Genomic DNA, 26,966 nt, shown 5'->3' with positions numbered 1-26,966 from the left:
CCGGCTTGCCTCGACCGTGAGGCCCGCCAAAGGTCTCCGAGACATGGGGTTCACGCCTTGTCCGATACATATTCCGCCACCGTTTCATTTCTCGCCGGGCTGGCGACGCAGGGCCGCTTCGGGCGCCTGCGGCGAGGCCTGGAGAAGGAGGGACTGCGTGTGGATCGCGAGGGGCGCATTGCTTCCACGCCGCATCCGCACGCGCTGGGCTCGAAGTTGACCCATCCGCATATCACCACGGACTACTCCGAGGCACTGCTGGAGTACATCACGCCGGTCTATTGTCGACCCGGTGATGCCATCGACTTCCTGGCCGACCTGCACCGCTTCAGCTATCGCCATCTCGGCGATGAGCTGGTCTGGCCGGCGAGCATGCCGGCCAGGCTCGATGGTAATGACAGCGTGACCATCGCGGACTATGGCAGCTCCAATATCGGTACCATGAAGCACGTGTATCGCAAGGGGCTGGATGTGCGCTACGGCCGGATCATGCAGGCCATCGCCGGGATTCACTACAACGTCTCGCTACCCGATGAGCTGTGGGGGCTGTTGCGCGAGCACGACGGCGCCACGGAGATGTCGCTCGACGACTATCGCTCGAGTCGCTATTTCGGCCTGATCCGCAACTTTCGCCGTCACAGCTGGCTGTTGCTCTACCTGTTCGGTGCTTCGCCGGCGCTGGACCGCAGCTTCCTGCCCGAGGGCAACGTGCCCGACAAGCTGCGCTCCCATGGAAGCGAAACGCTGGTCTCGCCCTATGCCACCAGCCTGCGCATGTCGGACCTGGGATACCAGAACAAGGTGCAGGCGCAGCTCAAGATCTGCTTCAACTCGCTGTCCAACTACGTGGGCACCCTGCGCCATGCGATCTCCACGCCCTGGCCCGCCTATGAGGCGTTGGGGGTGCGCGACGGCACTGACTGGCAGCAGCTCAATGCCAATATCCTGCAGATTGAGAACGAGTACTACAGCGACATCCGGCCCAAGCGCGTCACCCGTCACAACGAGACGCCGAGCCAGGCGCTCGAGGCGCGCGGCGTGGAGTACATCGAGGTGCGTTGCCTGGACCTCGACCCCTTCCTGCCGTTGGGCATCGACGAGCCGCGCCTGCGCTTCATCGATACTTTCCTGATGTGGTGCCTGCTCTCCGACAGCCCCTGGATCCCCGACGAGGAGTGCGACCGGCTGGACGACAACCGACGTTTGGTCGTCGAGCGCGGACGTGACCCCGAGCTGCGTCTGCTTCAGGACGGACATAGCCGCTCCGTGGCCGACTGGGGTGGGGAGATATTCGCCGAGCTTGACCAGGCCGCAGCGCTGCTCGACGCCCTGGAACAGGGTACGCCCCATGCCGAGGCCGTCGCGCAATTCGCCCCCTGGCTTGATGACCCGGCGTTGACGCCGTCGGGACGCCTCCTGGCACGGCTGGAAACGAGCGGCGAAGAGTTCGTCGAGACCGTTCTTGCCATCGCCGAGGAGCAAGCCGAGAGGATGCGGCATGAAGCCATGTGCCCGGCGCGAAAGACGACCTTGGATCAGTTGGTCGATACCTCACATCAGCAGCAGCGCGACATCGAGGCGGCCGATAGCCTTCGCTTCGAGGAGTTCCTCGAGGAGTACTTCGCCAGTGCCCGCGAACCGCGCGTGGTGATGGCCAGCCAGGGGAATGCCTGATGCTTGCGGGTCTCCGTTCTCTCTCCGTGCGCCAGTGGAGCCTGGCCGGGCTGGCCTTCTGTATCGTGATGCTGCTGGTGGCCCTGGGCCTGGAGCACATCGGCGGGCTCGAGCCCTGCCCGCTGTGCATCTTCCAGCGCGTGGCGGTACTGGCCGCTGCGGCGGTCTTCGTTGTCGCCGCGATCCACAACCCTCGCGGTCGGCTGGGGCCGGTCGTCTACGGCGGGCTGTCGTTAGTGGCGGTGCTGGGGGGCATCGGCGTTGCCGCGCGCCACGTGTGGCTGCAGTCGCTGCCACCGGACCAGGTGCCGAACTGCGGCCCGGGGCTCGACTACATGATGGACATCCTGCCCATGCGCGACGTCGTCGCCATGGTGCTCTCGGGTTCGGGCGAGTGTGCCGAGATCGATTTCCTGCTGCTGGGCATCTCGTTGCCCGGCTGGACGTTGATCGGGTTCCTCATCCTGGCACTGGTGCCGCTGGGGATCCTGTACCGTTCAGTCCGCGGTCTGTGGCCCTGAGGTTGACGACAGGAGGCTGAGGGGTGCTATACCGCGATTTTCCCACCCAGGAGGCGATCGACCGCGAATACGACCCCATGCGCGGGCGCGAGCCGGCCGCGCTGCTCGCCGCCTGGCAAACCCGCAGCGAGACGGTTCGGAAGCGCCTGCGCGTGTCGCTGGACGTGGCCTACGGTCCGACGCTGGCCGAGCGCATGGATCTCTATCACGCCGGAAATGACGCTGCTCCGGTTCATCTTTTCTTTCACGGCGGCTATTGGCGCTCGCTGGGCCACCGGGAGTTCGGCTTCGTCGCCGAGGGCCTGGTCCAGGCGGGCATCAGCGTGGGGGTGGTCAACTATGCGCTTTGCCCCAGCGTGGCGTTCGGTGAGGTCGTGCGTCAGGCCCGCGCTGCCGTGGCCTGGACGTATCGGAACGGGAACGCGCTGGGTGTCGACCCGTCGCGCCTGAGCGTGTCGGGCCACTCCGCCGGCGGGCACCTTGCCGCCATGCTGCTGGCCACCGACTGGCAGGGTGGCTACGGCCTACCCGACGAATTGATTGCAGGGGGGCTATGCATCAGTGGGCTCTTCGATCTGCGCCCGTTTCCCTGGTCATGGCTGCAGCCCAAGTTGCAGCTTACCGGCCGTGAGGTGGCCGATTACAGCCCGCTGTTCCTTCCGTGTCGCGTGCCCGCGCCTGTGGAGCTGGTAGCGGGAGGAGAGGAGTCGAGAGAATTCGAACGCCAGATGCTCGCTTACGCCGAGCATCTTGATGACGACGGCGTAAGGGTCAGCGCCGAGCTGATGCCCGGCGACGATCACTTCTCGATTCTCGACCATTATGCACCCGGCGGCGATTTCGTTCAGCGCATCGCCGCCTTCCACGACCTCGCCTAGCACGGCGCTGCACGGGCTGGCTTGCCTTCGAGGTTGGCTAGGGCAGGACGGCCGTCGCTTCGATCTCCACTTTGGCCCGGTCCTCGATCAGGTCGGCCACCTGTACCATGGTCATGGCCGGGAAGTGCTTGCCCATCACCTCGCGATAGACGGCGCCCACTTCCTTGAGCCGGGTGAGATACTCCTGCTTGTCGGTGACGTACCAGGTCAAGCGCACCACGTGCTCCGGCCCCGCATCGGCCTGCCTCAGAACTTCGACGATATTGGTCAGCGCCTGGTGGATCTGGGCGACGAAGTCGTCGCTCTCGAAGACCTGATCGCCGTTCCAGCCGATCTGGCCGCCGACGAAGATCATGCGGCCCGAGGCGAGCACGCCGTTGGCATAACCTACGGCGCTCTTCCAGTGGCTGGGGTGGAGCTGTTCGTGTACGGAAGCGTCATTCATCGGAGAGTCCTTACTAGAGGTCGATGGCGAAATGGCGGCGCAGGGTATCGGGCCACGGCAGAGGCCGGCCGCTCTCCAGGTCGACGAAGACCAGGGTGGAATCACACGTCAGGCGGAGCTCCTCGCCGCAGCGGGCCACGGTACGCAGTGCCAGGCTGGTACGACCCACATGGCGAATCGCCAGCTCGAAGATGAGCGTCTCACCCAGGCGGCTGGGCGCATGGAAGTCGGTCTCGATGCGTGCCGTGGGCACGCCCGTGCGTGATTCCACGTGCAGGCGGTTGAAATCGTGGCCGACCACGTCGGCGAAATAATCCTCGACCACCGAGTTGAGCATCTCGTAATAGCGGGGATAGAAGACGATGCCTGCTGGGTCGCAGTGCTGGAAACGTATTTTGCGCTGGGTGACGAATGGCATGACGGCCCTCCTCAGACCCCGAGATAGCGGTCGCGGAGGGTATCGTCGAGCGCATCGGGCGCTCCCTCCCACACCGTGCAGCCTTTCTCCAGAATGGTGCAGCGGTCAGCCACCGGCAGCAGTTCGGAGAGCGACTTGTCGACGATCAGCGTTGACTGGCCCTGGGCCTTGAGCTCGCGAATCGCCGACCAGATTTCCTTGCGGATGACCGGCGCCAGGCCCTCGGTGGCCTCGTCCAGGACCAGCAGCCGTGGGTTGGTCATCAGCGCCCGACCGATGGCGAGCATCTGCTGTTCGCCGCCGGAAAGGGTGCTGGCCATCTGGCTGCGTCGTTCGGCCAGCCGAGGGAAGAGCGCCTCGACGCGTGCCAGGTTCCAGTGGCCAGTACGTGCCGTGACCAGGAGGTTTTCGCGTACCGAGAGGTTGGCGAAACAGCGCCGGCCTTCGGGCACCAGCCCGAGCCCCGCCTGGGCGATGCGATACGACGGCAGCCGACACAGGTCCCGGGACTCGAAGGTGATGCTGCCGCTGCGTGGCGGTGTCAGACCGAAGATGGAGCGGATGGTGGTGGTCTTGCCCATGCCGTTGCGCCCCATCAGCGCCACCATCTCCCCGGCCTGAACGCTGAGGTCGACGCCGAACAGCGCCTGTGAGGGGCCGTAGAAAGTCTCGATCGCGGTGACGTTGAGCATCTCAGTCCCCCAGGTAGGCTTCGCGGACTTGCGGGTTGGCGCGGATCTCGGCGCTGTCGCCATGGGCGATGACGCCGCCGGCCACCAGCACCGAAATGCGATCTGCCAGGCGGAACACGGCGTCCATGTCGTGCTCTATCAGCAGGATCGGCACTTCATGCTTGAGTGCCTCGAGCAGTTCGGTCAGGCGTGCCGAGCCCTCGGGGCCGAGCCCGGCCATGGGTTCGTCGAGCAGCAGCACCCTCGGCTTCAACGCCAAGGCGCAGGCGACTTCCACCTGTCGCCGCTCGCCGTGGGAGAGCTCGGCCACCGGCGTGTCGGCACGATGCGCAAGCGCCATGCGCTCGAGCGCTTCCATCGCCGGTTCGATCAGGCGTTCGTCGCGGTGCACCGGCTTCCAGAACCGGAAGCTGTGTCCCTGCAGCGCCTGGACGGCGATCATCACGTTGCGCTTTACCGACAGCGGTTCGGCCAGCGACGAGACCTGGAAGCTGCGCCCCAGCCCCAGTCGTGCGCGCTGGGCCACGCTGAGCGGGGTGATTTCCTGACCGGCCAGCACGATGCTGCCCGAATCGGGCTTGAGGCCGCCCGCAATCTGCCCGATCAGGGTCGACTTGCCGGCGCCGTTGGGGCCGATCAGGGCGTGGATCTCGCCAGGGTGGAGATCCAGTGACACGTCACGGGTCGCCTGCAAGGCGCCAAAGCGCTTGTTGAGGTTGGCCAGTGTCAGCACGGCGTCACTCATGGCGCTCCCTCCCGGCCAGCCAGCCCATCACGCCGTGCTTGGCGAACAGCACCACACCGAGCAGCACCAGGCCGAGGAACAGCTTCCAATATTCGGTCAGCCCGCCCAGCAGGGTTTCCATCATCACGAACAGGACGGCCCCGGCCAGCGGCCCGTAGAGCCGTCCCACACCGCCGAGAATAACGATCACCATGAGCTCTCCCGACATGTGCCAGCTGAGCATGGTGGGGCTGACGAAGCCGTTGAGGTCGGCGTAGAGCGCCCCGGCGAGCCCGGTGATCATCGCCGAGATGACAAAGGCCACCAGGCGGATGGGGTAGGGGGCGATGCCGGCCGTGGCGAGCCGCGTGTCATTGAGCCGGGCCATGGTCAGGGCGGCGCCGAAGCGCGACTTCATGATGCGCGAGGTCAGCGCGAGCGAGAGCACGAGCCCGCCGAAGCAGATCAGAAAGAAGGTCAGCGCGTCGTTGGTGTCGACCCAAGGCAGCGAGTTGCGTAGATAGATCGGCAAGCCGTCCTCGCCGCCATAGGTGGGCCAGGAGTTGGCGAAGTAATACATCATCTGGGCGAAGGCCAGGGTGATCATGATGAAGTAGACACCGGTGGTGCGCAGCGAGATGGCACCGATGGCCAGTGCCAGCAGGCCGCACAGCACGATTGCCGCGAGCCAGATCGTCAGCATGCTGTCGCTGCCGGGAATGGTGAATGGCCAGGCGATCACCGGGGTGAAGTCGAAGGCGTGATAGGCACTGATGCCGGCCACGTAGCCCCCCAGGCCGAAGTAGGCGGCATGCCCGAAACTCACCATGCCGCCATAACCGATGGCCAGGTTGAGGCCCACCGCCGCCATGGCGACCAACGTCATGCGCGAGGCGAGATTGACATAGTAGATATGACCGAGGAAGTAGGCCGCCAAAGGCGCCAGCAGCAGCAGGGCCAGCAGGCCGATCTGCACCAGCCCCTTGCGGTCGTGCCAGTGGGGCGACGGCGCTGACAGCCGCGACCCAGGGGGGAGGGTTTGAGTCTCGGACTTAGTCATGGGCGGCAAACAGTCCCTTGGGTTTGAAGGCGAGAATCACGGCCATCAGGATATAGATCAGCATCGCGGCGATGGCGGAACCGACCCCGGCGGCCTCCGAAGGGCTCATGAATTGACGGAAGAGCTCGGGCAGTAAGACCCGCCCCAGGGTGTCGACCACGCCGACCAGGAGGGCCCCATACAGGGCGCCCTTGATCGAGCCGATGCCGCCGATCACGATCACCACGAAGGCGAGGATCAGTACGGGCTCGCCCATGCCGACCTGAACCGACTGCAAGGCGCCGACCATGGCGCCGGCCAGGCCGGCCAGCGCCGCGCCCATGGCGAAGACGAGGGTATACAGCCGGGCGATGTTCACGCCCAGCGCGCCGATCATTTCGCGATCGCTCTCGCCGGCGCGGATGCGCATGCCGAGGCGCGTGCGTGCGATCAGGAAGTACATGCCCACGGCCACGGCAACGCCCACGGCGATGATGACCAGCCGGTAGAGGGGATAGCGCAGGCCACCGGGCAGAGTCACCGAACCGTTCAGCAGCGCCGGAGGATTGAGGTAAAGGGGAGAGGAGCCGAACAACCAGCGCGTGCCTTCCGAAAAGATGAGAATCAGGGCGAAAGTGGCCAGCACCTGATCGAGGTGGGGGCGGTGGTAGAGCCGGCGAATCACGATCAGCTCGACCAGTGCGCCTACCGCTGCCGCCGCGGTGATGCCGGCTGCCAGGCCGACGAGGAACGAGCCGGTGGCGGCACTGACCGCGGCCGTGGCGTAGGCACCGACCATGTAGAAGGAGCCGTGGGCCAGGTTGATCAGTCCCATCACACCGAATACCAGGGTGAGGCCGCTGGCCATCAGGAACAGCATGGTACCGAGCTGAAGGCCGTTGATGAGCTGTTCGATGAGTAAGGTCATGAGGGCATCAGGAAATTATCGGGTTGAGAACCGGCCGGCCCGGGTGGACCGGCCGTAACGGATCACATCTCGCACTGGGTGTGGTAGATGTCCTGGATATCCTCCACGGCGATGCCCACCAGGCGGTTGGTCGGCTCGCCGTCGTCACCCTCGACGACCTCGCGCACGTAGATGTCCTGGATCGGGTGATGGTTGGGCCCGAAGCGGAACTCGCCGCGCACCGAGTCGAAGTCGGCCTCGCGCAGCGCCTCGCGGAAGGCGTCCTGGTCGTCCGGGTGCGCCTTGTCCAGCGCGCTGAGGATCAGGTTGGCGGTGTCGTACCCCTGGGCCGCGTAGAGCGTCGGAGTGCGGTCGTAGGTGTCGCGGAAGGCCTGGACGAAGGCGTGGTTGGCCTCGTTGTCCAGGTCGTAGGCCCACAGCGAAGTGTTCTTGGCCCCGATGGCCGCGCTGCCTACCGCCTTGATGATGATCTCGTCGAAGGAGAAGGCGGCACCGAACACCGGTATGTCGACGCCCGAGTCGTCCCACTGCTTCATGAACGAGATGCCCATGCCGCCCGGCAGGAAGAAGAACAGGCTGTCGGCATCGCTGGCGCGGATCTGGGCGATCTCGGCGGCGTAGTCGGTCTGGCCCATCTGGGTGTAGATCTCGTCGACCACTTCGCCTTCGTAGAGGTGCTTGAAGCCGGCCAGGGCGTCGGTGCCGGCGGGATAGTTGGGCGCCATGATGATAGGGCGTTCAAGGCCCTGCTCGCGCATGTAGGCGCCCATGGCACCGTGCAGGTTGTCGTTCTGGTAGGCGGCGTTGAAATAATTTTCGTGACACATGCGCCCGGCAAGGTCGGAAGGCCCGGCATTGGGCGAGATGTAGAACGTCCCCTGGCGCACGGCAGCCGGTACCACCGCCATCGCCAGGTTCGAGAAAATGATGCCGGTTAAGATGTCGACCTCATCGCGCTGCATGAACTCGTTGGACAGGCTGCGTGCCAGATCGGGTCGGTTGCCGTCGTCCTGCACCAGCACCTCGACGTCGTCGCGGCCGGAACGCTCGATCGCGAGCATGAATCCATCGCGTACGTCCACGCCCAGATGCGAACCGCCGCCGGACAGGGTGGTGATCATGCCGATCTTGACCTCTTCGGCCTGGGCCGCCGCCATGGCGGTGGTCATCAACAGGCCAAGGCCTACGCTGGCTAGTGTCTTCATGGGTTTCCCTCTTCGTTCTCGTTTGTTGTGTTCTCAGCGCATGCCCAGCGCTGCCCTACGGTTAGTCGTCAGATCGCGCCGTCGGGCTGACTTCCGCAGCAGAATAGTGCTCCTGGCGCAATCGGAAGCGCTGTACCTTGCCGGTCGCCGTCTTCGGCAGCGTCTCGACGAAGCGAATCGAGCGCGGATACTTGTAGGGCGCGATGCGTTGCTTGACGAACGCCTGCAGCCGCTCGACACAATCCGCGTCCGGCTCGACACCGGGAGACAGTACCACGAAGGCTTCGACGATCTGCCCACGCTCTCCATTCGGTGCGCCGATCACGGCACACTCCGCCACCGCTTCGTGGGCCAGCAGGGCGGCTTCCACCTCGGGGCCGGCAATGTTGTAGCCGGACGAGACGATCATATCGTCATTGCGGGCGGCAAAGTGGAAGTAGCCCTCGTCATCCTGATAGAAGGCATCGCCGGTCAGGTTCCAGCCTTGCTGCACGTAGCCCTGCTGGCGGGGATCGTCCAGATAGCGGCACCCGGTGGGACCACGTACCGCCAGGCGGCCGACCTCGCCACGCGGCAGCTCGTTCATCTCCGCATCGACGATCTTCGCCTCGTAACCGGTGACCGGCTTGCCGGTGCAGGCCGGACGATGGTCGTCGAGACGGTTTGTAATGAAGATGTGCAGCATCTCGGTGGCACCGATGCCGTCGAGGATCGGCGTGCCGGTCTTGGCGACCCAGTCGTGGTAGATCGGGGCCGGCAATGTCTCGCCGGCCGAGACCGCCAGGCGCAGGCTGTCGAGAGCGTCGCCGCCGTCTAGCGAGGCGAGCATGGTGCGATACGCCGTGGGGGCGGTAAATACCACGGTGGCGCGATGCTCGCGAATGATCTCCATCATGTTGGGCGGCGTGGCTTTCTCCAGCAGCACCGCGCTGGCGCCGAAACGCAGCGGGAAGATCGCCAGCCCCCCGAGGCCGAAGGTGAAGGCCAGCGGCGGCGAGCCGACGAAAACGTCGTCGGGTGTCACCTGCAGCACTTCTTGGGCATAGCCGTCGGCGATAATCAGCAGGTCGCGGTGGAAGTGCATGGTCGCCTTGGGCTTGCCGGTGGTGCCGGAGGTGAAGCCGAGCAGGGCCACGTCGTCGGCGGCAGTGGCAACGGCCTCGAAGTCGGTCGGCTTGTCGAGCGCCAGGCGATCGAGTTCGGCATCGTGGTTGGCCGTGCCGTCGAAGCCCACCACGCGCTTCAGGAAGGCGCTGTCGGCGGCACAGATCTCGAGTTCCTCGAGCAGGCGGGTATCGCAAAGGGCCAGGCCGATCTCGGCCTTGTCGACGACCTGAGCCAGCTCGCCGGCGCGCAGCATCGGCATGGTATTGACCACCACTGCCCCGGCCTTGGTAGCGGCCAGCCAGCAGGCCACCATGGCCGGGTTGTTGGCCGAGCGGATCAGCACCCGGTTGCCGGGGCGGACGCCGAGCTCCTCGACCAGCGCATGGGCCAGGCGGTTGGTCCATTCGGCAAGCTCGCGATAGGTGCGCCGCCGGCCGTTGCCGATCAGTGCCACGCGCTCGCCGTGGCCGCGTTCGACCCAGCGGTCGCAGAGCTCCCCCGCGGCGTTGAGCCGCTCGGGGTAGTCGAAGCCGTCGAGCCGCAGCTCGGGCCATTCAGCCTCGGGAGGCAGGTTGTCCCGGGTAAAGGTATCGGCATGTGCCGACGGTGCGTTCATGACCATTCTCCGTACATCGTTGTTGTTGTGCGGCGCTTGAGCGTCGACAGGGGGATACGGGTCTGGCATCAATCATCGTTGTGGTCGGTTCTAATCGGTCTCCCTCGGTTCAGCCTTCTGCCAGCGCGCTACGCGCGATGACCACCTTCTGCACGTCCGAGGCACCCTCGTAGATGCGCAGCGCGCGAATCTCGCGGTACAGGCTCTCGACGATATGCCCCTTGCGCACGCCGTCGCCGCCGTGCAGTTGCACCGCCTTGTCGATCACCTGCTGGGCGCGGTCGGTGGCGTAGAGCTTGGCCATCGCCGCTTCGCGGGTGACCCGCTCGGCCCCCATGTCCTTGGTCCAGGCGGCGCGGTACACCAGCAGGGCGGCGGCGTCCACGTCCAGCGCCATCTCCGCCAGGTGACCCTGCACCATCTGCAGGTCGGCCAGGCTGGCGCCGAACAGCTCGCGGCTGCGTGCCCGTTCCAGCGACTCATCCAGCGCGCGACGGGCGAAACCCAGGGCGGCGGCGCCCACCGTCGAGCGGAACACGTCGAGCACGGACATGGCGATACGGAAGCCTTGGCCGGGCTGGCCGATCATGGCGCTGGCCGGCAGGCGCAGCGCATTGAAGCCGAGCCGCGCCAGCGGGTGCGGCGAGATGGTCTCCAGCCGCTCGCGAATCTCGAGCCCGGGCGTGTCGGCGGGCACCAGGAAACAGGAGAGCCCCTTGGCCCCCGGCCCCTCGCCGGTGCGGGCGAATACCGTGTAGAGGTCGGCAATGCCGCCGTTTGAGATCCAGGTCTTCTCGCCATCGAGGCGGTAGCCGTCGCCGTCGCGCTCGGCCGTGGTGTCGAGCTGAGCCACGTCGGAGCCGGAGCGCGGCTCGGTCAGCGCGAAGGCGGCCAGCGCCTCGCCGCGGCGGGTCCGCTCCAGCCACTGCTTTTGTTCGCTGCTGCCGAACAGGCTGATGGCACCGGTGCCCAGCCCCTGCATGGCGAAGGCGAAATCGGCCAGGCCGTCGTGGCGGGCCAGGGTCTCGCGAATCAGGCACAGGCTGCGCACGTCGATGGCGTCGCCCGCCGTGCCCTCGAGAAAGCCCGCCCGGCCCAGGTCGCGCACCAGTTCGATGCAGGTGGCGTCGACGTCGGCGTGGTCGCGTGGCAGCTCGCGCCGGCACCAGGCCTCCAGGCGCTTGGCCAGATCGCGGTGGCGCTCGTCGAAGAAGGGCCAGCCGAGAAAGCTCGTGTCGCTCATCGTTCCATCTCCCCTGACCTAGTCACCTTGGAATTCCGGCTTCTGCTTGGCAGCGAAGGCGCGGTAGGCACGCTCGAAGTCGCCGGTCTGCATGCAGATCGCCTGGGCCTGCGCCTCGGCCTCGATGGCCTGCTCGAGGCTCATCGACCACTCCTGGTTGAGCTGGGTCTTGGTGATGCCGTGGGCGAAGGTCGGCCCCTGGGCCAGGCGGGTGGCGTAGGCGATGGCCTCGGCTTCGAGTGCGTCGGCTTCCACCAGGCGGTTGTAGAAGCCCCACCGATGGCCCTCATCAGCGCTCATGCTGCGTCCACTGTAGAGCAGGTCGGCGGCACGGCCCTGGCCGATGAGGCGCGGCAGCATGGCGCAGGCGCCCATGTCGCAGCCGGCGAGCCCTACCCGGGTGAAGAGGAAGGCGGTGCTGGCTTCCGGCGTGGCGAAGCGGATGTCCGAGGCCATGGCAATGATGGCACCGGCCCCGACGCAGACGCCGTCCACCGCGCTGATCACCGGCTTGCCGCAGTGGATCATCGCCTTGACCAGATCGCCGGTCATGCGGGTGAATTCGAGCAACCCCTTCATGTCGCGACCGACCAGCGGGGCGATGATCTCGTGCACGTCGCCACCGGAGCAGAAGTTGCCGCCGTTTGAGGCGAATACCACGGCCTTGACGTCCACGGCGTAGGCCAGGTCGCGGAAGGTGTCGCGCAGCTCGGCGTAACTATCGAAGGTAAGCGGGTTCTTGCGCTCGGGGCGATCGAGGCGGATCACCGCCACTTCGCCCTCCATGCGCCACAGGAAGTGTCGCGGCGTCAGGTTGGCCAATTTCATCGTTGCTGTTCTCCCCTGTCGGCCGGCAAGCGGTGCAGCAGCTCGCCGATATGATGGGCATCCTCGGGACTGACGCCATCCAGCAGTTCGTTGACCCAACCCTCGTGGGCCGCCGCCATGGTGGTGAAGGCGTCGCGCCCATCGGCGGTGAGGCGTACCCGAGTGGCGCGCCGGTCGCCTTCGATGGCGATGCGTTCGACCAGGCCGTCGTCGGCCAGGCGGTCGACGATGCCGGTGACGTTGCCGTTGGAAACGCGCAGTCGCTTGGAGAGTTCGTTCATCTTGAGCCCTTCTCGGTCGCGAAATAGAGCCGCCATGACATCGAAGCGGGGCAGGGTGGAATCGAACTCCACGCGCAATCTTTCGCGCAGGGCCGCCTCGACCTGGCGCGTCACCCGCAGCATGCGCAGCCACAGGCGTAGGCGCTCCTTGCTCAAGGTTTCCGGCTGCAGCGGAGGGGGCGTCATGTCTCGCCTCCCGAGATGGATAGCGCCTGGCCGTGAATGGCGCCGCTGTGCGGACCGCACAGCCACAGTGCCGTGGCCGTGACCTCGGCGGGCTGAACGAGTCGACCGCTGGGATTGGTGGCTTGCAGGTGCGTGCGGGCCTGCTCCGGCGTCTGCCCGGTCTTGGCCACGATGGTGGCAATGCTCTCTTCCAGCAGCGGGGTCTCGGTGAAGCCGGGGCACAGGGCGTTGACGGTGATGTCGCGCCCGGCGACCTCCTGGGCCAGGGCGCGTACCAGCCCCACGACGCCATGCTTGGCGGCGCAGTAGGGCGCCACGTAGGCGTAGCCCTTGAGTCCGGCGGTGGAAGCCACGGCGATCAGCCGCCCGCCGTCGCGCAGATGCTTGAGCCCTTCGCGAAGGGTGAGAAACACACCGGTCAGGTTGACCTCCAGCATGCGCTGCCATTGGTCGAGCTCGGTCCTGGCCAGCGGGGCGCTCTCTGCAGCTCCGGCGTTGGCGATCACGATATCCACCTCGCCGAGATGGTCGAACAGCGACACCATGTCGTCTTCCTGGGTGACGTCGGCAAGAGTGAAGGAGATGGCCGGGTGGCGCTCGGCCACCGCTTCAAGCGGGGCTATCCGGCGTCCCGTAATCACGACATCGGCGCCGGCCTCGGCGAAGGCCACTGCCATGTCGGCGCCGATGCCGCTGCCGCCGCCGGTGATCACGACCCGCTTGCCCCGTATCGAGGTATTTCCGTGCATGCTCATGTCCATCCCTCGCCGCGCTCGGCCAGGCGCTGCAGCTGGTCGCGGCCGGCGCGGTAGGGCGCCGGCCAGTCGCACTCGGCATCGCCGATGCCGGCGGCGGCGTGCAGCGTCCAGTAGGGATCGGCCAAATGCGGCCGGGCCAGGCACACCAAGTCGGCGCGACCCGCCATCAGGATCGAGTTCACGTGGTCGGCCTGGTAGATGTTGCCCACCGCCATGGTGGCCATGCCGGTCTCGTTGCGGATGCGGTCGGAGAAGGGGGTCTGGAACATGCGGCCGTACCTCGGCCGCGCCCGGGTCGAGGTCTGCCCGGCCGAGACGTCGACGATGTCGACCTCGGCGGCCTGCAGGTAGCGCGCGATCTCGACCGCCTCGTCCGGTGTCACGCCCTCGTCGCCGACCCAGTCGTTGGCCGAGATGCGCACCGAAAGCGGCTTGTGGGCGGGCCACGCCTGGCGTACCGCGCGGATCACCTCCAGCGGGTAGCGCAGGCGGTTCTCGAGCGAGCCGCCGTATTCGTCGTCGCGGCGGTTGGTCAGTGGCGTAATGAACGACGACAGCAGATAGCCATGGGCGGCATGCACCTCGAGCATGTCGAAGCCGGCACGCTCGGCCATGCGGGCGGCGGCGACGAACTCGTCGCGTACGCGGTCCATATCGGCACGGTCCATGGCTCTGGGCACTGGGTTGCGCGCCGACCAAGGGACGGCGGAGGCCGCCATGACCGGCCAGTTGCCCTCGGGCAGGGGCGCGTCTATCTCCTGCCAGCCCAACTGAGTCGAACCCTTGGGCCCGGAGTGGCCGATCTGGGCGCACAATCTGGCCTGAGTCTCGCTGTGGACGAAGTCGCACAGTCGCTTCCATGCCGCTTCGTGCTCGGGGGAATAGAACCCGGGGCAGCCCGGGGTGATGCGTCCCTGGGGCGACACGCACGTCATTTCGGTATAGACCAGCCCGGCGCCGCCCTTGGCGCGTTCGGCATAGTGCACGAAGTGCCAGTCGGTGGGGCAACCGTCGACCGCCTTGTATTGGGCCATGGGCGAGACCACCACGCGGTTGGCAAGCGTCATGTCGCGCAGCCGGAAGGGGGCGAACATCGGCGCACGCTTGCTGCCTTCGTTACCGGCCCGGGCCTGGAACCAGCGCTCGGCGCTCTCTAGCCACTTGGGGTCGCGCAGGCGCAGGTTCTCGTGGCTGATGCGCTGGGAGCGGGTCAGCAGCGAGTAGTTGAACTGCACCGGATCGAGATCGAGGTAGCGCTCGACCTGCTCGAACCACTCGGTGGAATTGCGCGCCGCCGACTGCAGGCGTAGCACCTCGGTGCGGCGCTCTTCCTCGTAGCGGGCGAAGGCGCTGGCCAGGTCGGGCTCGCTGTGCAGATAGTCGGCCAGGGCGATGGCGCTTTCCAGCGCCAGCTTGGTGCCTGAACCGATGGAAAAATGCGCGGTGGCGGCGGCGTCGCCCATCAGCACCACGTTGTCGTAGCTCCAGCGTTCGCACAGCACACGGGGAAAATTGATCCACGCCGAGCCGCGGATGTGGTTGGCATTGCTCATCAGCGCGTGGCCGTCGAGGTGGCGCGCGAAGATCCGTTCGCAGGTCGCGACCGACTCCGGCTGGCTCATCTCGCCGAAGCCGAAGGCGCGCCAGGTGGCCTCGCTGCACTCGACGATGAATGTCGCGGTGTCGCGGTCGAACTGGTAGGCGTGAGCCCACACCCAGCCGTGCTCGGTCTTCTCGAAGATGAAGGTGAAGGCGTCGTTGAAGGTCTGGTGGGTGCCGAGCCAGACGAACTTGCAGGCGCGAACGTCGATATCGGGTTGAAAATGCTCGGCATAGCGCTGGCGGGTGCGCGAGTTGAGCCCGTCGGCGGCCAGCACCAAGTCGAATTCGCGGCGCAGGTCGTCGATCTCCGTCTCGGGGATGTCGGTTTCGAAGCGCAGCTCGACACCGAGCTCGCGGGCACGCTGCTGCAGCAGGATCAAAAGCTGGCGGCGGCCGATGCCGCAGAAGCCGTGACCGGTGGAAACGGTCTTCACGCCGTCGTGGATCACCGCGATGTCGTCCCAGTAGGCGAAGTGCTCGCGAATGCGCGCGGCGCTATCGGCGTCATTGGCGGCCAGGTTGTCGAGCGTCTCGTCGGAGAGCACCACGCCCCAGCCGAACGTGTCGTCGGGCCGGTTGCGTTCGATCACCACAATTTCATGGCCGGGGTCGCGGCGCTTCATGCTGATGGCGAAGTAGAGCCCCGCGGGGCCTCCACCGAGGCAGGCGATTCTCATTGGCATGAACCGTTGTCGTTGTTGTGCTGACTGCAGGCTAGACCCACCAGAAAAATAGTTCAAGCTTAAAATTTCAAGCTTGAACGGTTTTTCCTGCCAGGCCTTTCCTTTACCGAAATGTGCCGCAGCGGGAAACCGTCTGCTGTTGACGGCTAAGGGAACGCTGGGTTGACGGTTGTTAAAAAAAGCGTGGCCTTCGGGGCTTAGCTTCATCCCGCTGTAAAGGAAGTGAGGGGGAGGGCATATCGGCCTGTTCGAGACCGTCGCTTTTCGCTCGTCGAAGCATTGACAGCCAGGCTGGCAGCGGCGAGTCTGGGGCTTCGAGTTCGGCGGGGCCGGGCTGCAAACAGGCTTCACTAGGGAAGGAGGCTCACGATGCTGGAAGAGTGCAAGACGGCCAAGGAGCGCTGGGGTGGCGTGCATCAGCTCATCGACCGATGGCTCGACGAACGTCGTGAACTACTGGTCAGCTTCATTGAGCTCAAGGAGGCCTGCGATACCGAGCTGGAAGCCGTGGGCAAGCCCCAGATCGATCGCTTCAGCGAGCTGCTGATGGACTATATCAGCGCCGGCCACTTCGAGATCTATCCGCAGCTGCGCGAAGAAGCGCATGCCTTCGAAGACCACGAAGCCCTGGGTATCGCCGGAAAGCTGCTCGAGCGGCTCGAGCTCTCCACCGAAATGGTCCTGGCGTTCGATTCCGACTATTCGACGCCGGTTCGCTGCCAGCACTTCTTGCCGCGCCTTCCGGCCTGGCTCGATCGTCTGGCCAAGGGGCTGACCGAGCGCTTCGCGCTGGAAGACCAGCTGATCGCTCGCCTGCATGCGGCGCACACCCCGCAGACCGAAGCCCAGGCTCAATAGCCTGCCGAGCCGCAATCCTGATTTCACGTCACGCCGCCGCCCCGGGCTCAAGCTCGCGGCGGCGGCGTTTGCTTGTGCCGGGCGAGCCGGGGACGTCTCAGGCCGCCATGGTCATCACGCTTCGGCGGGCTTGTCCGCCTGACGTGCCGGGCGCCGCTGCCACAGCACCAGCATGCAGGGCGTCAGCAACAGCGTCAGCCCGGTAGCGAATATTAGCCCGCCGGCAATCGCACTGGAAAGCTGCGTCCACCACTGGGTGGAGGGGGCGCCCATGCCGAGGCTCGGGGCGAACAGGTTGACGTTGATCTCCAGTACCATCGGCATCAGGCCCAGCACGGTGGTGACGGCGGTCAGCAGGACCGGGCGCAGGCGCAGGCCACCTGCCCCGAGGGCGGCCTCATAGGGCGAAAGGCCGTTCTGGCGCAGTTCGTTGTAGGTGTCGATCAAGACGATATTGTTGTTCACCACGATCCCCGCCAGGGCGATGATGCCCATGCCCACCATGACGATGCCGAAGGGCTGACCGTTGATCAGCAGGCCCATCAGCACGCCTGCAGTAGAAAAGACGATCGCCGACAGCACCAGCAACGCCTGGTAGAGGCTGTTGAACTGAGTGACGAGGATCAGCAGCATCAGGCCGATTGCCACCAGGAAGGCAGTGATCAGGAAGCGGCTGGCTTCCTCCTGGTCCTCCTGTTCGCCGGCCACGTTGACCCTGACGCCCTCGGGTGGCGGCCCCACTTCCTGAAGCAGTGCGTTCAGGCGCTCGTCGGCCTGGTAGCCTTCGGCAACGTCCGCTTCCAGGGTGATCGCCCGCTGGCCGTCGATGCGATGCAGCGTGCCCACCCTGGGGGCCGGCTCCAGGCTGGCAAAGTGGGATACCGGCACCTGGCCGCGTGGCGTGTTGAGTGTCAGTCGGTCCAGTTGATCGATATGGCGCCAGGATTCAGGAACGCGGACCCGAATGTCGACCTCATCGGGTGCATGGGCGGGGCGGTAGGTGGCCAACTGCAGGCCGTTGGTCACCAGCTGGACGGCGCTGCCCACGGCGGCCACGTCGGCGCCCAGTCGGGCGGCGGCGGCACGATCCACGTTGAGTCGCCACTCGATGCCGGGCAGGCTGCGGTTGTCCTCGATGTCGCGGAAGCCGCCGAGCCGCTCCATCGCGCGGCGAATGGCTGCCACCGCGGCCGTGCCGTCGGCCTCTTGCTGGGCGCTGATCTCCAGCACGATGGGCTTGCCGCCTCCCGGCCCTTCCTCCTGCTCACGGAACTCCAGCACCACGCCGGGCAGGTCGGCGGTGCGTTCGGCCATCTCGTACATGATCGCCCGGGCCGGGCGACGCTCCTGCCAGTCGATCAGTTGGAACTGCACCACGCCGATCACGTCGCTGCCGATCTGCTCGTTGGGAACCCCGTAGGAGCGGGCATAGAGCGCCCTCACTTCGCTCATCCCGGCAAGCCGTGCCTCGACCCGGCGCACGATGGCGTCCTTCTCCACGGCGGAGAAATCGCCGCGGGAGCGAATGACGACCTGGGCGTTCTCCGGTTCAACCGCGGGAAAGAACTCCACGCCATGGTGGAAGCGGCCGTAGCCGACGTAGATCAGAGCCATCACCAGCAGGGCGATCAGCAGAGTCATGCCGGGCCGGGCCAGCAGCCGGGCGAGGGTGGCGCGGTATAGGCGTCCACCGGCAGTGACCATCTCTTCGTCGCGGTGGGTCGTGCCGGCACGCACGCTGAAGACGCCGCCGAGGGTGGGCAGGAAGATCAGCGCCATGGCCAGCGATGCCAGCAGGCACAGGATGACCGTGGCCGGCAGATACTTCATGAACTCGCCGACCACGCCGGGCCAGAACAGCAGGGGAAAGAACACCGCCAGGGTAGTGGCAGTGGCGGCGATCACGGGCCAGCTCATGCGAGCGGCGGCATCGATCCAGGCTTGCCGGGGCGGCTGGCCTTCGCGCAGGTGGCGATCGGCCAGTTCGCTGACCACGATGGCACCATCCACCAGCATGCCGGCTACCAGTATCAGGGCGAACAGCACCACGATATTGAGGGTATAGCCGATCGCCCAGATCAACAGGATGCCGGTGAGGAACGCGCCGGGAATGGTCAGCCCCACCATCAATGCCGAGCGTACGCCCATCGCCGCGAGGATCACGATAAGTACCAGCACCACGGCGGTGACCACGTTGTTGAGCAGCTCCGAGAGCATCTGCTCGACGGTGACCGACTGGTCCATCATGGTGGTGATGGAGAGCTCCTCGGGAAGCATCGGCGCGGCCTCGGCGAGGATGTCGCGTACCCCCTCGATGGTGGCGATCAGGTTGGCACCGGCGCGCTTGGAGATTTCCAGTACCAGGGCCGGCTCGTGATCGATGCGGGCGAAGCCCTCCGGATCCTTGAAGGTGGGGCGTATCCAGGCCACGTCGGCGAAGGTCACCACCCGGTCGCCGTCGACCTTCACCGGCATGTTCCTGACGTCGTCGAGGGATTCGATCACGCCCGGCACCTTCACGGGGGTACGTCCGGCGCCGGTGTCGAGGCTGCCGGCCGCCACCAGGCGGTTGTTGCGGCTGATCAGGTTGAACAGGGTGTCGAAGTCCACGCCGTAGCTATCGAGAACCAGCGGGTCGACGACGATCTCCAGGAGCTCCTCGCGTTCGCCACCGATCTCGACCTCGAGCACTTCGGGTATGCCTTCGAAGGCATCCTGCAGCTGGCGTGCGATAGCCAGCCTGCGTGTCTCCTCGATCGGCCCCGAGAGGCCTACCGTGAGCACGGGGAAGAGACCGACGTTGACCTCGAAGACGCGCGGCTCCTCGGCCTCGGCGGGCAGCGAGGCATTGGCGATATCGACCCGCTCGCGGACATCGGCCAGTGCCTGGCGCGGGTCGAAACCGGGGTCGAACTCCAGGGTGACGGCGGCATGCCCCTCGCTGGATTGGGCCGTCATCTTGCGCACGCCCTCGATGGTGCGCAGCTCCTGTTCCATCGGACGCACCAACAGACGCTCGCCATCCTCGGGGCTCACGCCCTCGAGCGCCAGCGAGACGTAGATGAGGGGGATGGGGACGTCCGGGTTGGCTTCCTTGGGCACGGCCTGCCAGGCGGCGAGGCCCGCCATCAGCAGAGCGAACAGCAGCAGCAGGGTCGTGCGCGACCGGTCCAGGGCGGCCTCGATGAGGGTGCGCATGGTCAGGGCGTCTCCCGCTCGTCGGTATTCGCCTTGGCGGCTTCGGCTTCCGGCACGGCAATGACCTCGTCGCCGGCTGCCACGAAGCCGCTGCCCAGGGTGATCAAGCGGATCGTCTCGGGCAGCCCCGTCACGCGGGCTTCGCTGGTATCGGCGGCCACCAGATCGACGGGCGTGCCCACCACCCGGTCGTTCTCATCCAGGTGCTTCACCCGCAGCCGGCCCTCCTCGTCCAACTCGAGCAGGGCGGGAGAGAATCGGTGCACCTCGCGCTCGGGCAAGGCGATGGCCAGGGTCGCGCTGGCGCCGGCCAAACGACGACGCGCCGGATTGTCGAATTCGGCTTCGATACGAAAGGAGCGCGTGGCGTCATCGGCGCGACTCGCGACATGGGTCAGCTCGCCGGAGAGGCGACTGCCGTCCAGCAGGCGCGCCTCGACGGGCAGCCCCGGGCTCAGGTCATACACGTCGCGCTGGGCGACCCAGGCACTTGCCGTGAGGCGCCGGTCGTCGATGAGACGAGCGAAAGGCTCGCCGACCTGAAGCAGCTCGCCGAGTTCCACGTCAAGGCGGTCGAGCACGCCATCGAAGGGTGCCTCGGGGCGCGTCTCGTCGAGGGCTTGGCGCAGTTCGGCCACCTCTGCCGCCGCTACGCTGACGCTGCTCTGCAGGCGTAGCAGCTCAGGCTGGGAGATCAGATTGCGCTGGCGTAGGTTGCCGGCTCCGGCAAGCTCGGACCGGGCCAGTTCCAGCTGATCCTCGGCCCGCTCGAGCTGGGCCTCCAGGGCATCGCGTGAGAGGGCCAGCAGCGTGGTGCCGGCCTCCACCCTCGTGCCCTGGGCGACCGGCATTTCGGTGACGCGTCCGCTATGGCGGGAGCGCAGCTCGACTTCACGAAGCGCCTCCAGCTGGCCCTGGACTCTACGGCGCGGCATGTAGGAGGTGGCCTCGCTGAGGCGATATTCGACCCGTGGCAGGCTTTCGCCTTCCGGCGCTTCGGCCGGGGGCGCATCCTGGCGAAAACGCTGCCAGTCGCCGAGTGCCAGCCATAGCAGAAGCGCCAGCAGCACCAGGGCGGCCAACAGAGCGGAAATGGGGGGGCGTCTGAGCATAAGGCCTTCCCTGGATAAAAACCTGCATTAGCATATTCGGCACAGCATCATAGCGCATGTGCAGGAAGGTAGCAGTTGCCTGGTAGGGTAATGACGTCAACTCAGCATGGCCGAACGCAGTGTTTGTAGTCCCCTCCTAGTCGGAGGTCGGATTGAGTTTCGGGCGGTGCAGGCATACCATCTTGGCGGTCCGGATTCCGGCCAGGGCGGATGCACATCCACCAGGCTCATCCTCAGGCGGCTCAACCGAAGGAGCAACGATGAAAGATCCCGTACGTATTGCCATTACCGGCGGTGCTGGCCAGATCAGCTACTCCCTTATCTTCCGTATCGCAGCAGGCGACATGCTGGGCCCGGATCAGCCTGTCATTCTCCAACTGCTGGAGATTCCCCAGGCGATGGACGCGCTGAACGGCGTGGTCATGGAGGTGAACGACTGCGCCTTCCCGCTGGTGCAGGACATCGTCGCCACCGACGACCCCAATGTCGCCTTCAAGGATGCCGATTTCGCCCTGCTGGTCGGTGCGCGTCCGCGTGGACCGGGCATGGAGCGCAAGGACCTGCTGGAAGCCAACGCGGCTATCTTCTCCGTGCAGGGCAAGGCGCTCAATGACAACGCCAGCCGCGACGTGCGCGTACTGGTGGTGGGCAACCCGGCCAACACCAACGCCCTGATTGCCTCTTGCAACGCGCCGGACCTCAGCCCGCGCCAGTTTACCGCGATGACCCGCCTGGACCACAACCGCGCCCTGACCCAGCTGGCGCAGAAGACCGGCAAGCGCGTCACCGACGTCGAGCAGATGATCATCTGGGGCAACCACAGCGCCACCCAGTACCCCGACCTGGCCCACACCAAGGTGGCCGGCAAGCCGGCCTTCGACCTGGTCGAGCGCGACTGGTACGAGAATGATTTCATTCCCACCGTGCAGCAGCGCGGCGCCGCCATCATCAAGGCGCGCGGTGCCTCTTCCGCCGCTTCCGCCGCTTCTTCCGCCATTGACCACATGCGCGACTGGGCGCTGGGTACCGACCAGGTGGTGAGCATGGCGATTCCCTCCGACGGTAGCTACGGCATCGAGGAAGGCATCATCTACTCCTATCCGGTGCGCTGCCAGAATGGCGATTACGAGATCGTTCAAGGTCTCGAGATCGACGAGTTCAGCCGCGCCAAGATGAAGGCCACGGAAGACGAACTGCGCCAGGAGCGCGCCGCCGTCGAGCACCTGCTGGGTTAAGCGTCAAGAAAGAATAGGCAAGCACCAGGAAAACCCCGGAGGTTCGAACCTTCGGGGTTTTCTTTTCTTTCGTATTTACCTCGCCAGGCGCGCAGCGCCGCTCTAACGACTCTCTACCGGCAGAGCCGCTCAGTCCCTCAGGCTCATGATGCGCCAGCCGCGGCGCTCGGCTTCTTTGCGCAGTGTGGGGTCGGGGTCCACCGCCACCGGATGCTCCACCCGCTCCAACAGCGGCAGGTCGTTCTGCGAGTCGCTGTAGAACCAGGCGTCATCCAGCGTGAAGTCAGTGCCTGCCAGCCACTCTTCCAGCCGCTTCACCTTGCCTTCGCGATAGCTCGGTGTGCCGCTGACCCTGCCGGTGTAGCGGCCGTCCTGCACTTCCGGCTCCACTGCGATCAGATGATCGACGCCCAGCCGAGCGGCAATCGGGCCCGTGATGAAGCGATTGGTGGCGGTGATGATCAGCAGGGTGTCGCCACGGCTACGGTGGCGCGCCAGTAACTCCTCCCCCTTGGGCAGGATGCTGGGCTCGATCTTGCTGGCCATGAACTGCTGGTGCCACGCCGCGAGCTGTTCGGGGCTGTTGTCGGCCAGCGGCTTGAGCGCCACGGCCAGAAAGGCATGGATGTCCAGCGTTCCCGCCTCGTAGTCGGCCATGAAGCGGTCGTTGGCTTCACGGTAGGCTTCGGCATCCACTGCCCCTTGCTCGAGCAGGAACTCGCCCCAGGCGTGATCGCTGTCGATGGAGAGCAGGGTGTTGTCCAGATCGAAGATAGCCAGACTCACGGCTTACCCCTTGCGATGTGGTGAGTTGTCGTAACGTCATGCTGCATTGCGTGAAAGCTGGCGATTATGTCAGACAACGCCATGACTGCTAAGTCCGCTGACGTTAATTATCGCGGCATGGCGGGCCGAGCCCAGGTCTCCTGCTCGATCGTTGTATTGATGCGCTTCGCGCCATTGTGGAAGAATGCAGTCAATGACGATTTTCACAAGGTGACGTCCGTGATCGACGCTGACGGCTTTCGCCCCAACGTTGGCATTATCATTGCCAACGCCAGGGGGCAACTGCTTTGGGCGCGTCGGGTAGGACAGAATGCGTGGCAGTTTCCCCAGGGAGGCATAAAGTCAACCGAGACACCGCAGCAGGCGCTCTATCGTGAGCTGGAGGAGGAAATCGGCCTCACCGCCGAGGACGTCGAGCTACTGGCCTGTACCCGGGGATGGCTGCGCTATCGCTTGCCACGACGCATGGTGCGCATGAATTCCAGGCCGGTCTGCATCGGCCAGAAGCAGAAGTGGTTCCTGCTGCGTATTCGCTGCCAGGAGAGCCGCATCTGCATGGATGGGTCGGAAAAGCCCGAGTTCGATAATTGGCGCTGGGTCAGTTACTGGTACCCGCTGGGTCAGGTGGTGCCGTTCAAGCGCGAGGTCTATCGCCGGGCGCTGAGTGAGCTTTCGCCGCGGGCGCAGCGGTTGGCCCTCGAAGGGCGGTGATCGGCCATTACCGCAGATGGACGGGAAGGGGCGACGCAGGGCCCCGATAGATAAGAGGAGCGACCCAGGGCTCCGATACGAAGCGCCGCGCATTCGGGACGCCGGTGCTTGGCCTTGACTCCTCAGCCAGGCGAGGGACGACAACAATGGAAAGCAAGACGCCGATGCTCGAGGTGCTGCGCCGGGTCATTCAGGAGGTCAACGGGGCACGCAACCTCGATGCGGCGCTGGCAACCATGGTTCGCCGTATCCGCAAGGCGATGCGCACCGATGTGTGTTCCTTCTATCTCTACGATGCCGAGGTCAAGGAACTCGTCCTGATGGAAACCATCGGCCTGCACAGCCGAGCGGTGGGACACGTGAGCCTGAGGGTGGGCGAGGGTCTGGTCGGCCTGGTGGCCGAGCGCGAGGAGCCGCTCAACCTGGAGGATGCCCCGGCGCACCCGCGGTTCCGCTACTTCGAGGCGACCGGAGAGGAGCGCTACTCCAGCTTTCTCGGCGTGCCGATCATTCACCAGCGCCGTATGCTTGGCGTGCTGGTCGTGCAGCAGGCGGAGAAGCGTCGCTACGACGAGGAGGACGAGGCTTTCCTCATCACCATGGGTGCCCAGCTTGCCGGCGTCTTGGCCCACGCGCTGGCCACCGGCAGCCTGAGCAAGCCCACTCTACCTGGCGGTCAGGCGCTGTTCACCGGTGTCGCCGCCTCGCCCGGCATGGCGATCGGCGAGGTGGTGGTGGTGGCGCCACTGGCCGACCTGGACAGCGTTCCCGACCTGATCCCCACCGATGTCGAGCACGAGATCGCGCGCCTCAAGGAAGCCATCGAGCGCGTGCGAGAAGAGATTCGCGCCGCCGGCGAGCGCCTGGCCAACCGCATCTCGGCCCAGGAGCTGGCGCTGTTCGAGGTCTACCAGCAGATGCTCAGCGAGGCGGCGCTTTCCCAGGAGGTGGAGAAGCGCATACGCGAGGGGCAGTGGGCACCCGGCGCCCTGGCCGACGTGGTTCGTCGCCATGTGCAGTATCTGGAACGGGTCGATGACGACTACCTGCGTGAGCGGGCCGCCGACGTACGTGACCTGGGACGTCGCGTGCTGGCTCACCTGCAGGAAGAGACGCCCCAGATCCCCGATGCCTTCCCCGCTGACACCATTCTGGTAGGCGACGAGATCAGTGTCGCCATGCTCGGCGAGGTGCCCAGGGAGCACCTGGCCGGGTTGGTCTCGGTTCGCGGCTCGAGCACCTCGCACGTGGCGATCGTGGCTCGCGCCATGGGCATCCCCACCGTGCTGGGGATGGTCGACTTGCCGCTGCCGCGGCTCTCCGGCTGCGAGGTGGTTCTGGATGGGCATCGAGGGCGGCTGTTCGTGCGCCCTTCAGACGAGCTGAAGACCCGTTACCGCAGCCTGATCGCCGAAGAAGCCGCATTGACCGAAGTGCTAGAGCACGAGCAGGACCTGCCCAGCGAGACCCCGGACGGCCACGTGATGCCGCTGATGGTCAATACCGGGCTGGCCATCGATACCACGGTATCGCTCAGGAAACGCATCAGCGGCGTGGGGCTGTACCGTACCGAAGTGCCGTTCATGATCGCCGAGCGCTTTCCGGGCGAGCAGGAGCAGGCGCGGCTCTATCGCGACCAGTTGGAGAGCTTCGCACCGCTTCCGGTGGTCATGCGCACGCTCGACATCGGTGGCGACAAGGATCTGCCCTATTTTCCCATCGACGAGGCCAACCCCTTCCTCGGCTGGCGCGGCATACGCGTCACTCTCGACCACCCGGAAGTGCTGATGGTACAGCTGCGCGCCATGCTGCGCGCCTCCCAGGGGCTCGACAATCTTCAGATCCTGCTGCCCATGGTGACCAACGTCGACGAGGTCGACGACGCCCTGCGCATGCTCGATCGCGCCATTCGCGAGCTGGGCGAGGAGGGCATCGTGGCGCCGCGGCCGAGAGTAGGGGTGATGCTGGAGGTGCCGGCCACGCTCTACCAACTGGATGCCCTGGCCGAGCGCGTCGATTTCTTCTCCGTCGGTAGCAACGACCTGACTCAGTACCTGCTTGCAGTGGACCGCAACAATCCCCGCGTGGCGAGCCTCTACGATGCCTGCCATCCGGCCGTGATGAGCGCCATGGCACGCCTGGCCGAGGAGGCCAAGCGGCTCAAGAAGCCGATCTGCGTGTGCGGTGAGTTGGCCGGCGATCCGGCTGGCGCGCTGCTGTTGATGGGCATGGGCTTCGACTCTCTCTCCATGAACGCGCCCAGTCTGCCGCGGGTCAGGGCTGCGATCCGGCGAGTCTCGCTGGATGCCGCCAAGGCGCTGGTACGTGAAACCCTGGCGCTGAACACGCCTTACGCGGTGCGCAGCCACCTGTTCACCCGGCTGAGTGAATGGCAGCTGGCCCATCTCTTGCCGCCTCGGGACTGAACGCTACCCCATGTGTCTCATCGCCTTCGATTTTCAGCCGCAGGAGTCGACACCGCTGCGCCTGGTGGCCAACCGCGACGAGTTCCATCAGCGACCGACGGCCCCCCTGGGTGCCTGGGAGGACGTTCCCGATATCGTCGGGGGCCGTGACCTGGAGGCCGGCGGCAGCTGGCTGGCGGTGCACCGCCGCGGGCGGATCGCCGCGGTCACCAACGTGCGCGATCCTGCCATCAAGGTATCGCCCGACGCCCCGAGCCGGGGGCGTCTCGTGCGGGAGGCGTTGGAGTGCCCCGATCTCGCCACCTGGCTGGCGAGACTGGCCGAGGGCGAGGGCTGGCGCTATGCCGGCTTCAACCTCCTGGCCGGCGATGGCCACCGGTTGTGGCATCTGCATCGTGGACGCGAACGGCTGCTCCTTTCCGAAGTCGCGCCCGGGATCCATGGGCTCTCCAATGCCAGCCTGGATACGCCCTGGCCGAAGCTGATAGCGGCCCGCCAGGGCCTGGCGACAGCGCTGCGGCGCCACTGGCCCGAGGACGCCCTCAATGCGTTGACCGATGCCACGCCGGCCGACGATGCCGAGCTGCCGGATACGGGAGTCGGCCTGGTGCTGGAGCGCCGCCTGTCGTCGCCTTTCATCGTCGGCGAGCAGTATGGCACCCGCGCCACGACCTGGCTTGCGTGGCACGCCGAAGCCATCGAACTGGAGGAGCGCCGGTTCGGTCCCGGCGGGCATTTCCTCGGCGCGAATCGGGTAAGCGTTTCTCTGCACCCCGTGTAACGGCTCACCCGGGGCTTTCATGACAGCCGAA

Annotated in this window: 24 protein-coding genes; 8 read left to right on the top strand and 16 right to left on the bottom strand. The window is 65.9% G+C overall.

The window, feature by feature from the left end; all coding sequences use genetic code 11:
* The first annotated feature begins 57 nt into the window (after positions 1-57).
* From gshA to ACOJCM_RS13785, 3 genes are read left to right on the top strand one after another with little or no spacing between them, the layout of a single operon-like run.
* Positions 58-1,674, top strand: a complete 1,617-nt coding sequence (gshA, locus tag ACOJCM_RS13795) for a glutamate--cysteine ligase (protein ID WP_445212633.1) — start codon at positions 58-60, stop codon at positions 1,672-1,674.
* On the top strand, positions 1,674-2,195 hold the full coding sequence (locus ACOJCM_RS13790; protein ID WP_445212632.1) for a disulfide bond formation protein B: 522 nt from the start codon (positions 1,674-1,676) through the stop codon (positions 2,193-2,195). The genes gshA and ACOJCM_RS13790 overlap by 1 nt, the downstream gene beginning before the upstream one ends.
* A 23-nt stretch (positions 2,196-2,218) precedes the next feature.
* On the top strand, positions 2,219-3,073 hold the full coding sequence (locus ACOJCM_RS13785) for an alpha/beta hydrolase (protein ID WP_445212631.1): 855 nt from the start codon (positions 2,219-2,221) through the stop codon (positions 3,071-3,073).
* 37 nt (positions 3,074-3,110) lie between these two features.
* On the opposite strand, the gene ACOJCM_RS13780 is transcribed toward ACOJCM_RS13785, so the two are convergent.
* The 13 genes from ACOJCM_RS13780 to ACOJCM_RS13720 form a co-directional block, all read right to left on the bottom strand.
* Positions 3,111-3,518, bottom strand: a complete 408-nt coding sequence (locus ACOJCM_RS13780) for a RidA family protein (RefSeq protein WP_445212630.1) — start codon at positions 3,516-3,518, stop codon at positions 3,111-3,113.
* 13 nt (positions 3,519-3,531) lie between these two features.
* Entirely contained in the window at positions 3,532-3,936 is a 405-nt protein-coding gene (locus tag ACOJCM_RS13775) for an acyl-CoA thioesterase (RefSeq protein ID WP_445212629.1), read from the bottom strand.
* 11 nt (positions 3,937-3,947) lie between these two features.
* Positions 3,948-4,628: an ABC transporter ATP-binding protein gene (locus tag ACOJCM_RS13770; RefSeq protein ID WP_445212628.1), complete on the bottom strand. Its 681-nt coding sequence runs from the start codon at positions 4,626-4,628 to the stop codon at positions 3,948-3,950.
* A gap of 1 nt (position 4,629) precedes the next feature.
* Positions 4,630-5,373 (bottom strand): ABC transporter ATP-binding protein, encoded by a 744-nt coding sequence (locus ACOJCM_RS13765; RefSeq protein WP_445212627.1) that lies wholly within the window; start codon positions 5,371-5,373, stop codon positions 4,630-4,632.
* The gene (locus ACOJCM_RS13760; protein ID WP_445212626.1) at positions 5,366-6,412 is read right to left on the bottom strand and encodes a branched-chain amino acid ABC transporter permease; all 1,047 of its coding nucleotides are present in this window, start codon (positions 6,410-6,412) and stop codon (positions 5,366-5,368) included. The genes ACOJCM_RS13765 and ACOJCM_RS13760 overlap by 8 nt, the downstream gene beginning before the upstream one ends.
* The gene (locus tag ACOJCM_RS13755; RefSeq protein WP_445212625.1) at positions 6,405-7,319 is read right to left on the bottom strand and encodes a branched-chain amino acid ABC transporter permease; all 915 of its coding nucleotides are present in this window, start codon (positions 7,317-7,319) and stop codon (positions 6,405-6,407) included. The genes ACOJCM_RS13760 and ACOJCM_RS13755 overlap by 8 nt, the downstream gene beginning before the upstream one ends.
* A 62-nt stretch (positions 7,320-7,381) precedes the next feature.
* Positions 7,382-8,524, bottom strand: a complete 1,143-nt coding sequence (locus ACOJCM_RS13750) for an ABC transporter substrate-binding protein (RefSeq protein ID WP_445212624.1) — start codon at positions 8,522-8,524, stop codon at positions 7,382-7,384.
* 61 nt (positions 8,525-8,585) lie between these two features.
* Complete coding sequence (locus ACOJCM_RS13745; protein ID WP_445212623.1) at positions 8,586-10,247, bottom strand: benzoate-CoA ligase family protein; 1,662 nt, start codon at positions 10,245-10,247, stop codon at positions 8,586-8,588.
* Between the two features lie 109 nt (positions 10,248-10,356).
* The gene (locus ACOJCM_RS13740; protein WP_445212622.1) at positions 10,357-11,490 is read right to left on the bottom strand and encodes an acyl-CoA dehydrogenase family protein; all 1,134 of its coding nucleotides are present in this window, start codon (positions 11,488-11,490) and stop codon (positions 10,357-10,359) included.
* A gap of 18 nt (positions 11,491-11,508) precedes the next feature.
* Positions 11,509-12,318 (bottom strand): enoyl-CoA hydratase family protein, encoded by an 810-nt coding sequence (locus ACOJCM_RS13735; protein ID WP_445212621.1) that lies wholly within the window; start codon positions 12,316-12,318, stop codon positions 11,509-11,511.
* Entirely contained in the window at positions 12,315-12,785 is a 471-nt protein-coding gene (locus ACOJCM_RS13730; RefSeq protein WP_445212620.1) for a MarR family winged helix-turn-helix transcriptional regulator, read from the bottom strand. The genes ACOJCM_RS13735 and ACOJCM_RS13730 overlap by 4 nt, the downstream gene beginning before the upstream one ends.
* Positions 12,782-13,540, bottom strand: a complete 759-nt coding sequence (locus ACOJCM_RS13725; protein WP_445212619.1) for an SDR family NAD(P)-dependent oxidoreductase — start codon at positions 13,538-13,540, stop codon at positions 12,782-12,784. The genes ACOJCM_RS13730 and ACOJCM_RS13725 overlap by 4 nt, the downstream gene beginning before the upstream one ends.
* Positions 13,537-15,828 carry a bifunctional salicylyl-CoA 5-hydroxylase/oxidoreductase gene (locus tag ACOJCM_RS13720; protein WP_445212618.1) on the bottom strand — a complete coding sequence of 764 codons (2,292 nt, stop codon included), beginning with the start codon at positions 15,826-15,828 and terminating at the stop codon, positions 13,537-13,539. Before ACOJCM_RS13720 ends, ACOJCM_RS13725 begins: the two co-directional genes overlap by 4 nt.
* 369 nt (positions 15,829-16,197) lie before the next feature.
* Between ACOJCM_RS13720 and rsd the strand changes: the two genes are divergently transcribed.
* Positions 16,198-16,686, top strand: a complete 489-nt coding sequence (gene rsd / locus ACOJCM_RS13715; protein ID WP_445212617.1) for a sigma D regulator — start codon at positions 16,198-16,200, stop codon at positions 16,684-16,686.
* A gap of 114 nt (positions 16,687-16,800) precedes the next feature.
* Here the strand turns inward: rsd and ACOJCM_RS13710 are convergent, their stop codons facing one another.
* Positions 16,801-19,884 carry an efflux RND transporter permease subunit gene (locus ACOJCM_RS13710; RefSeq protein WP_445212616.1) on the bottom strand — a complete coding sequence of 1,028 codons (3,084 nt, stop codon included), beginning with the start codon at positions 19,882-19,884 and terminating at the stop codon, positions 16,801-16,803.
* Between the two features lie 2 nt (positions 19,885-19,886).
* Complete coding sequence (locus ACOJCM_RS13705) at positions 19,887-20,996, bottom strand: efflux RND transporter periplasmic adaptor subunit (RefSeq protein ID WP_445212615.1); 1,110 nt, start codon at positions 20,994-20,996, stop codon at positions 19,887-19,889.
* A 260-nt stretch (positions 20,997-21,256) separates the two neighbouring features.
* On the opposite strand from ACOJCM_RS13705, the gene ACOJCM_RS13700 reads away from it, so the two are divergent.
* Positions 21,257-22,231 (top strand): malate dehydrogenase, encoded by a 975-nt coding sequence (locus ACOJCM_RS13700; protein ID WP_445212614.1) that lies wholly within the window; start codon positions 21,257-21,259, stop codon positions 22,229-22,231.
* A gap of 129 nt (positions 22,232-22,360) precedes the next feature.
* Here ACOJCM_RS13700 and ACOJCM_RS13695 read toward each other — a convergent pair whose 3' ends face one another.
* Positions 22,361-23,017: a histidinol-phosphatase gene (locus ACOJCM_RS13695; RefSeq protein WP_445212613.1), complete on the bottom strand. Its 657-nt coding sequence runs from the start codon at positions 23,015-23,017 to the stop codon at positions 22,361-22,363.
* A 219-nt stretch (positions 23,018-23,236) separates the two neighbouring features.
* Here ACOJCM_RS13695 and ACOJCM_RS13690 point away from each other — a divergent pair, with 219 nt between their 5' ends.
* The 3 genes from ACOJCM_RS13690 (at position 23,237) to ACOJCM_RS13680 (ending at position 26,935) form a co-directional block, all read left to right on the top strand.
* Positions 23,237-23,728 carry an RNA pyrophosphohydrolase gene (locus ACOJCM_RS13690; RefSeq protein ID WP_445212794.1) on the top strand — a complete coding sequence of 164 codons (492 nt, stop codon included), beginning with the start codon at positions 23,237-23,239 and terminating at the stop codon, positions 23,726-23,728.
* A 164-nt stretch (positions 23,729-23,892) separates the two neighbouring features.
* Entirely contained in the window at positions 23,893-26,154 is a 2,262-nt protein-coding gene (gene ptsP / locus ACOJCM_RS13685; RefSeq protein ID WP_445212793.1) for a phosphoenolpyruvate--protein phosphotransferase, read from the top strand.
* Between the two features lie 10 nt (positions 26,155-26,164).
* Positions 26,165-26,935, top strand: a complete 771-nt coding sequence (locus tag ACOJCM_RS13680) for an NRDE family protein (protein WP_445212612.1) — start codon at positions 26,165-26,167, stop codon at positions 26,933-26,935.
* The last annotated feature ends 31 nt before the right edge of the window (positions 26,936-26,966 follow it).

This window comes from Billgrantia hypersalina, assembly GCF_052584175.1.
Note: the sequence above shows the minus strand (reverse complement) of the source record. Positions and strands in the feature narration are given on the sequence as shown.

Excerpts from the sequence above, each read along its gene's own strand:
- ACOJCM_RS13790 (WP_445212632.1), top strand. The coding sequence starts at position 1,674 with ATGCTTGCGGGTCTCCGTTCTCTCTCCGTGCGCCAGTGGAGCCTGGCC.
- ACOJCM_RS13780 (WP_445212630.1), bottom strand. The coding sequence starts at position 3,518 with ATGAATGACGCTTCCGTACACGAACAGCTCCACCCCAGCCACTGGAAG.
- ACOJCM_RS13775 (WP_445212629.1), bottom strand. The coding sequence starts at position 3,936 with ATGCCATTCGTCACCCAGCGCAAAATACGTTTCCAGCACTGCGACCCA.
- ACOJCM_RS13770 (WP_445212628.1), bottom strand. The coding sequence starts at position 4,628 with ATGCTCAACGTCACCGCGATCGAGACTTTCTACGGCCCCTCACAGGCG.
- ACOJCM_RS13765 (WP_445212627.1), bottom strand. The coding sequence starts at position 5,373 with ATGAGTGACGCCGTGCTGACACTGGCCAACCTCAACAAGCGCTTTGGC.
- ACOJCM_RS13760 (WP_445212626.1), bottom strand. The coding sequence starts at position 6,412 with ATGACTAAGTCCGAGACTCAAACCCTCCCCCCTGGGTCGCGGCTGTCA.
- ACOJCM_RS13755 (WP_445212625.1), bottom strand. The coding sequence starts at position 7,319 with ATGACCTTACTCATCGAACAGCTCATCAACGGCCTTCAGCTCGGTACC.
- ACOJCM_RS13750 (WP_445212624.1), bottom strand. The coding sequence starts at position 8,524 with ATGAAGACACTAGCCAGCGTAGGCCTTGGCCTGTTGATGACCACCGCC.
- ACOJCM_RS13745 (WP_445212623.1), bottom strand. The coding sequence starts at position 10,247 with ATGAACGCACCGTCGGCACATGCCGATACCTTTACCCGGGACAACCTG.
- ACOJCM_RS13740 (WP_445212622.1), bottom strand. The coding sequence starts at position 11,490 with ATGAGCGACACGAGCTTTCTCGGCTGGCCCTTCTTCGACGAGCGCCAC.
- ACOJCM_RS13735 (WP_445212621.1), bottom strand. The coding sequence starts at position 12,318 with ATGAAATTGGCCAACCTGACGCCGCGACACTTCCTGTGGCGCATGGAG.
- ACOJCM_RS13730 (WP_445212620.1), bottom strand. The coding sequence starts at position 12,785 with ATGACGCCCCCTCCGCTGCAGCCGGAAACCTTGAGCAAGGAGCGCCTA.
- ACOJCM_RS13725 (WP_445212619.1), bottom strand. The coding sequence starts at position 13,540 with ATGAGCATGCACGGAAATACCTCGATACGGGGCAAGCGGGTCGTGATC.
- ACOJCM_RS13720 (WP_445212618.1), bottom strand. The coding sequence starts at position 15,828 with ATGCCAATGAGAATCGCCTGCCTCGGTGGAGGCCCCGCGGGGCTCTAC.
- rsd (WP_445212617.1), top strand. The coding sequence starts at position 16,198 with ATGCTGGAAGAGTGCAAGACGGCCAAGGAGCGCTGGGGTGGCGTGCAT.
- ACOJCM_RS13710 (WP_445212616.1), bottom strand. The coding sequence starts at position 19,884 with ATGCGCACCCTCATCGAGGCCGCCCTGGACCGGTCGCGCACGACCCTG.
- ACOJCM_RS13705 (WP_445212615.1), bottom strand. The coding sequence starts at position 20,996 with ATGCTCAGACGCCCCCCCATTTCCGCTCTGTTGGCCGCCCTGGTGCTG.
- ACOJCM_RS13700 (WP_445212614.1), top strand. The coding sequence starts at position 21,257 with ATGAAAGATCCCGTACGTATTGCCATTACCGGCGGTGCTGGCCAGATC.
- ptsP (WP_445212793.1), top strand. The coding sequence starts at position 23,893 with ATGCTCGAGGTGCTGCGCCGGGTCATTCAGGAGGTCAACGGGGCACGC.
- ACOJCM_RS13680 (WP_445212612.1), top strand. The coding sequence starts at position 26,165 with ATGTGTCTCATCGCCTTCGATTTTCAGCCGCAGGAGTCGACACCGCTG.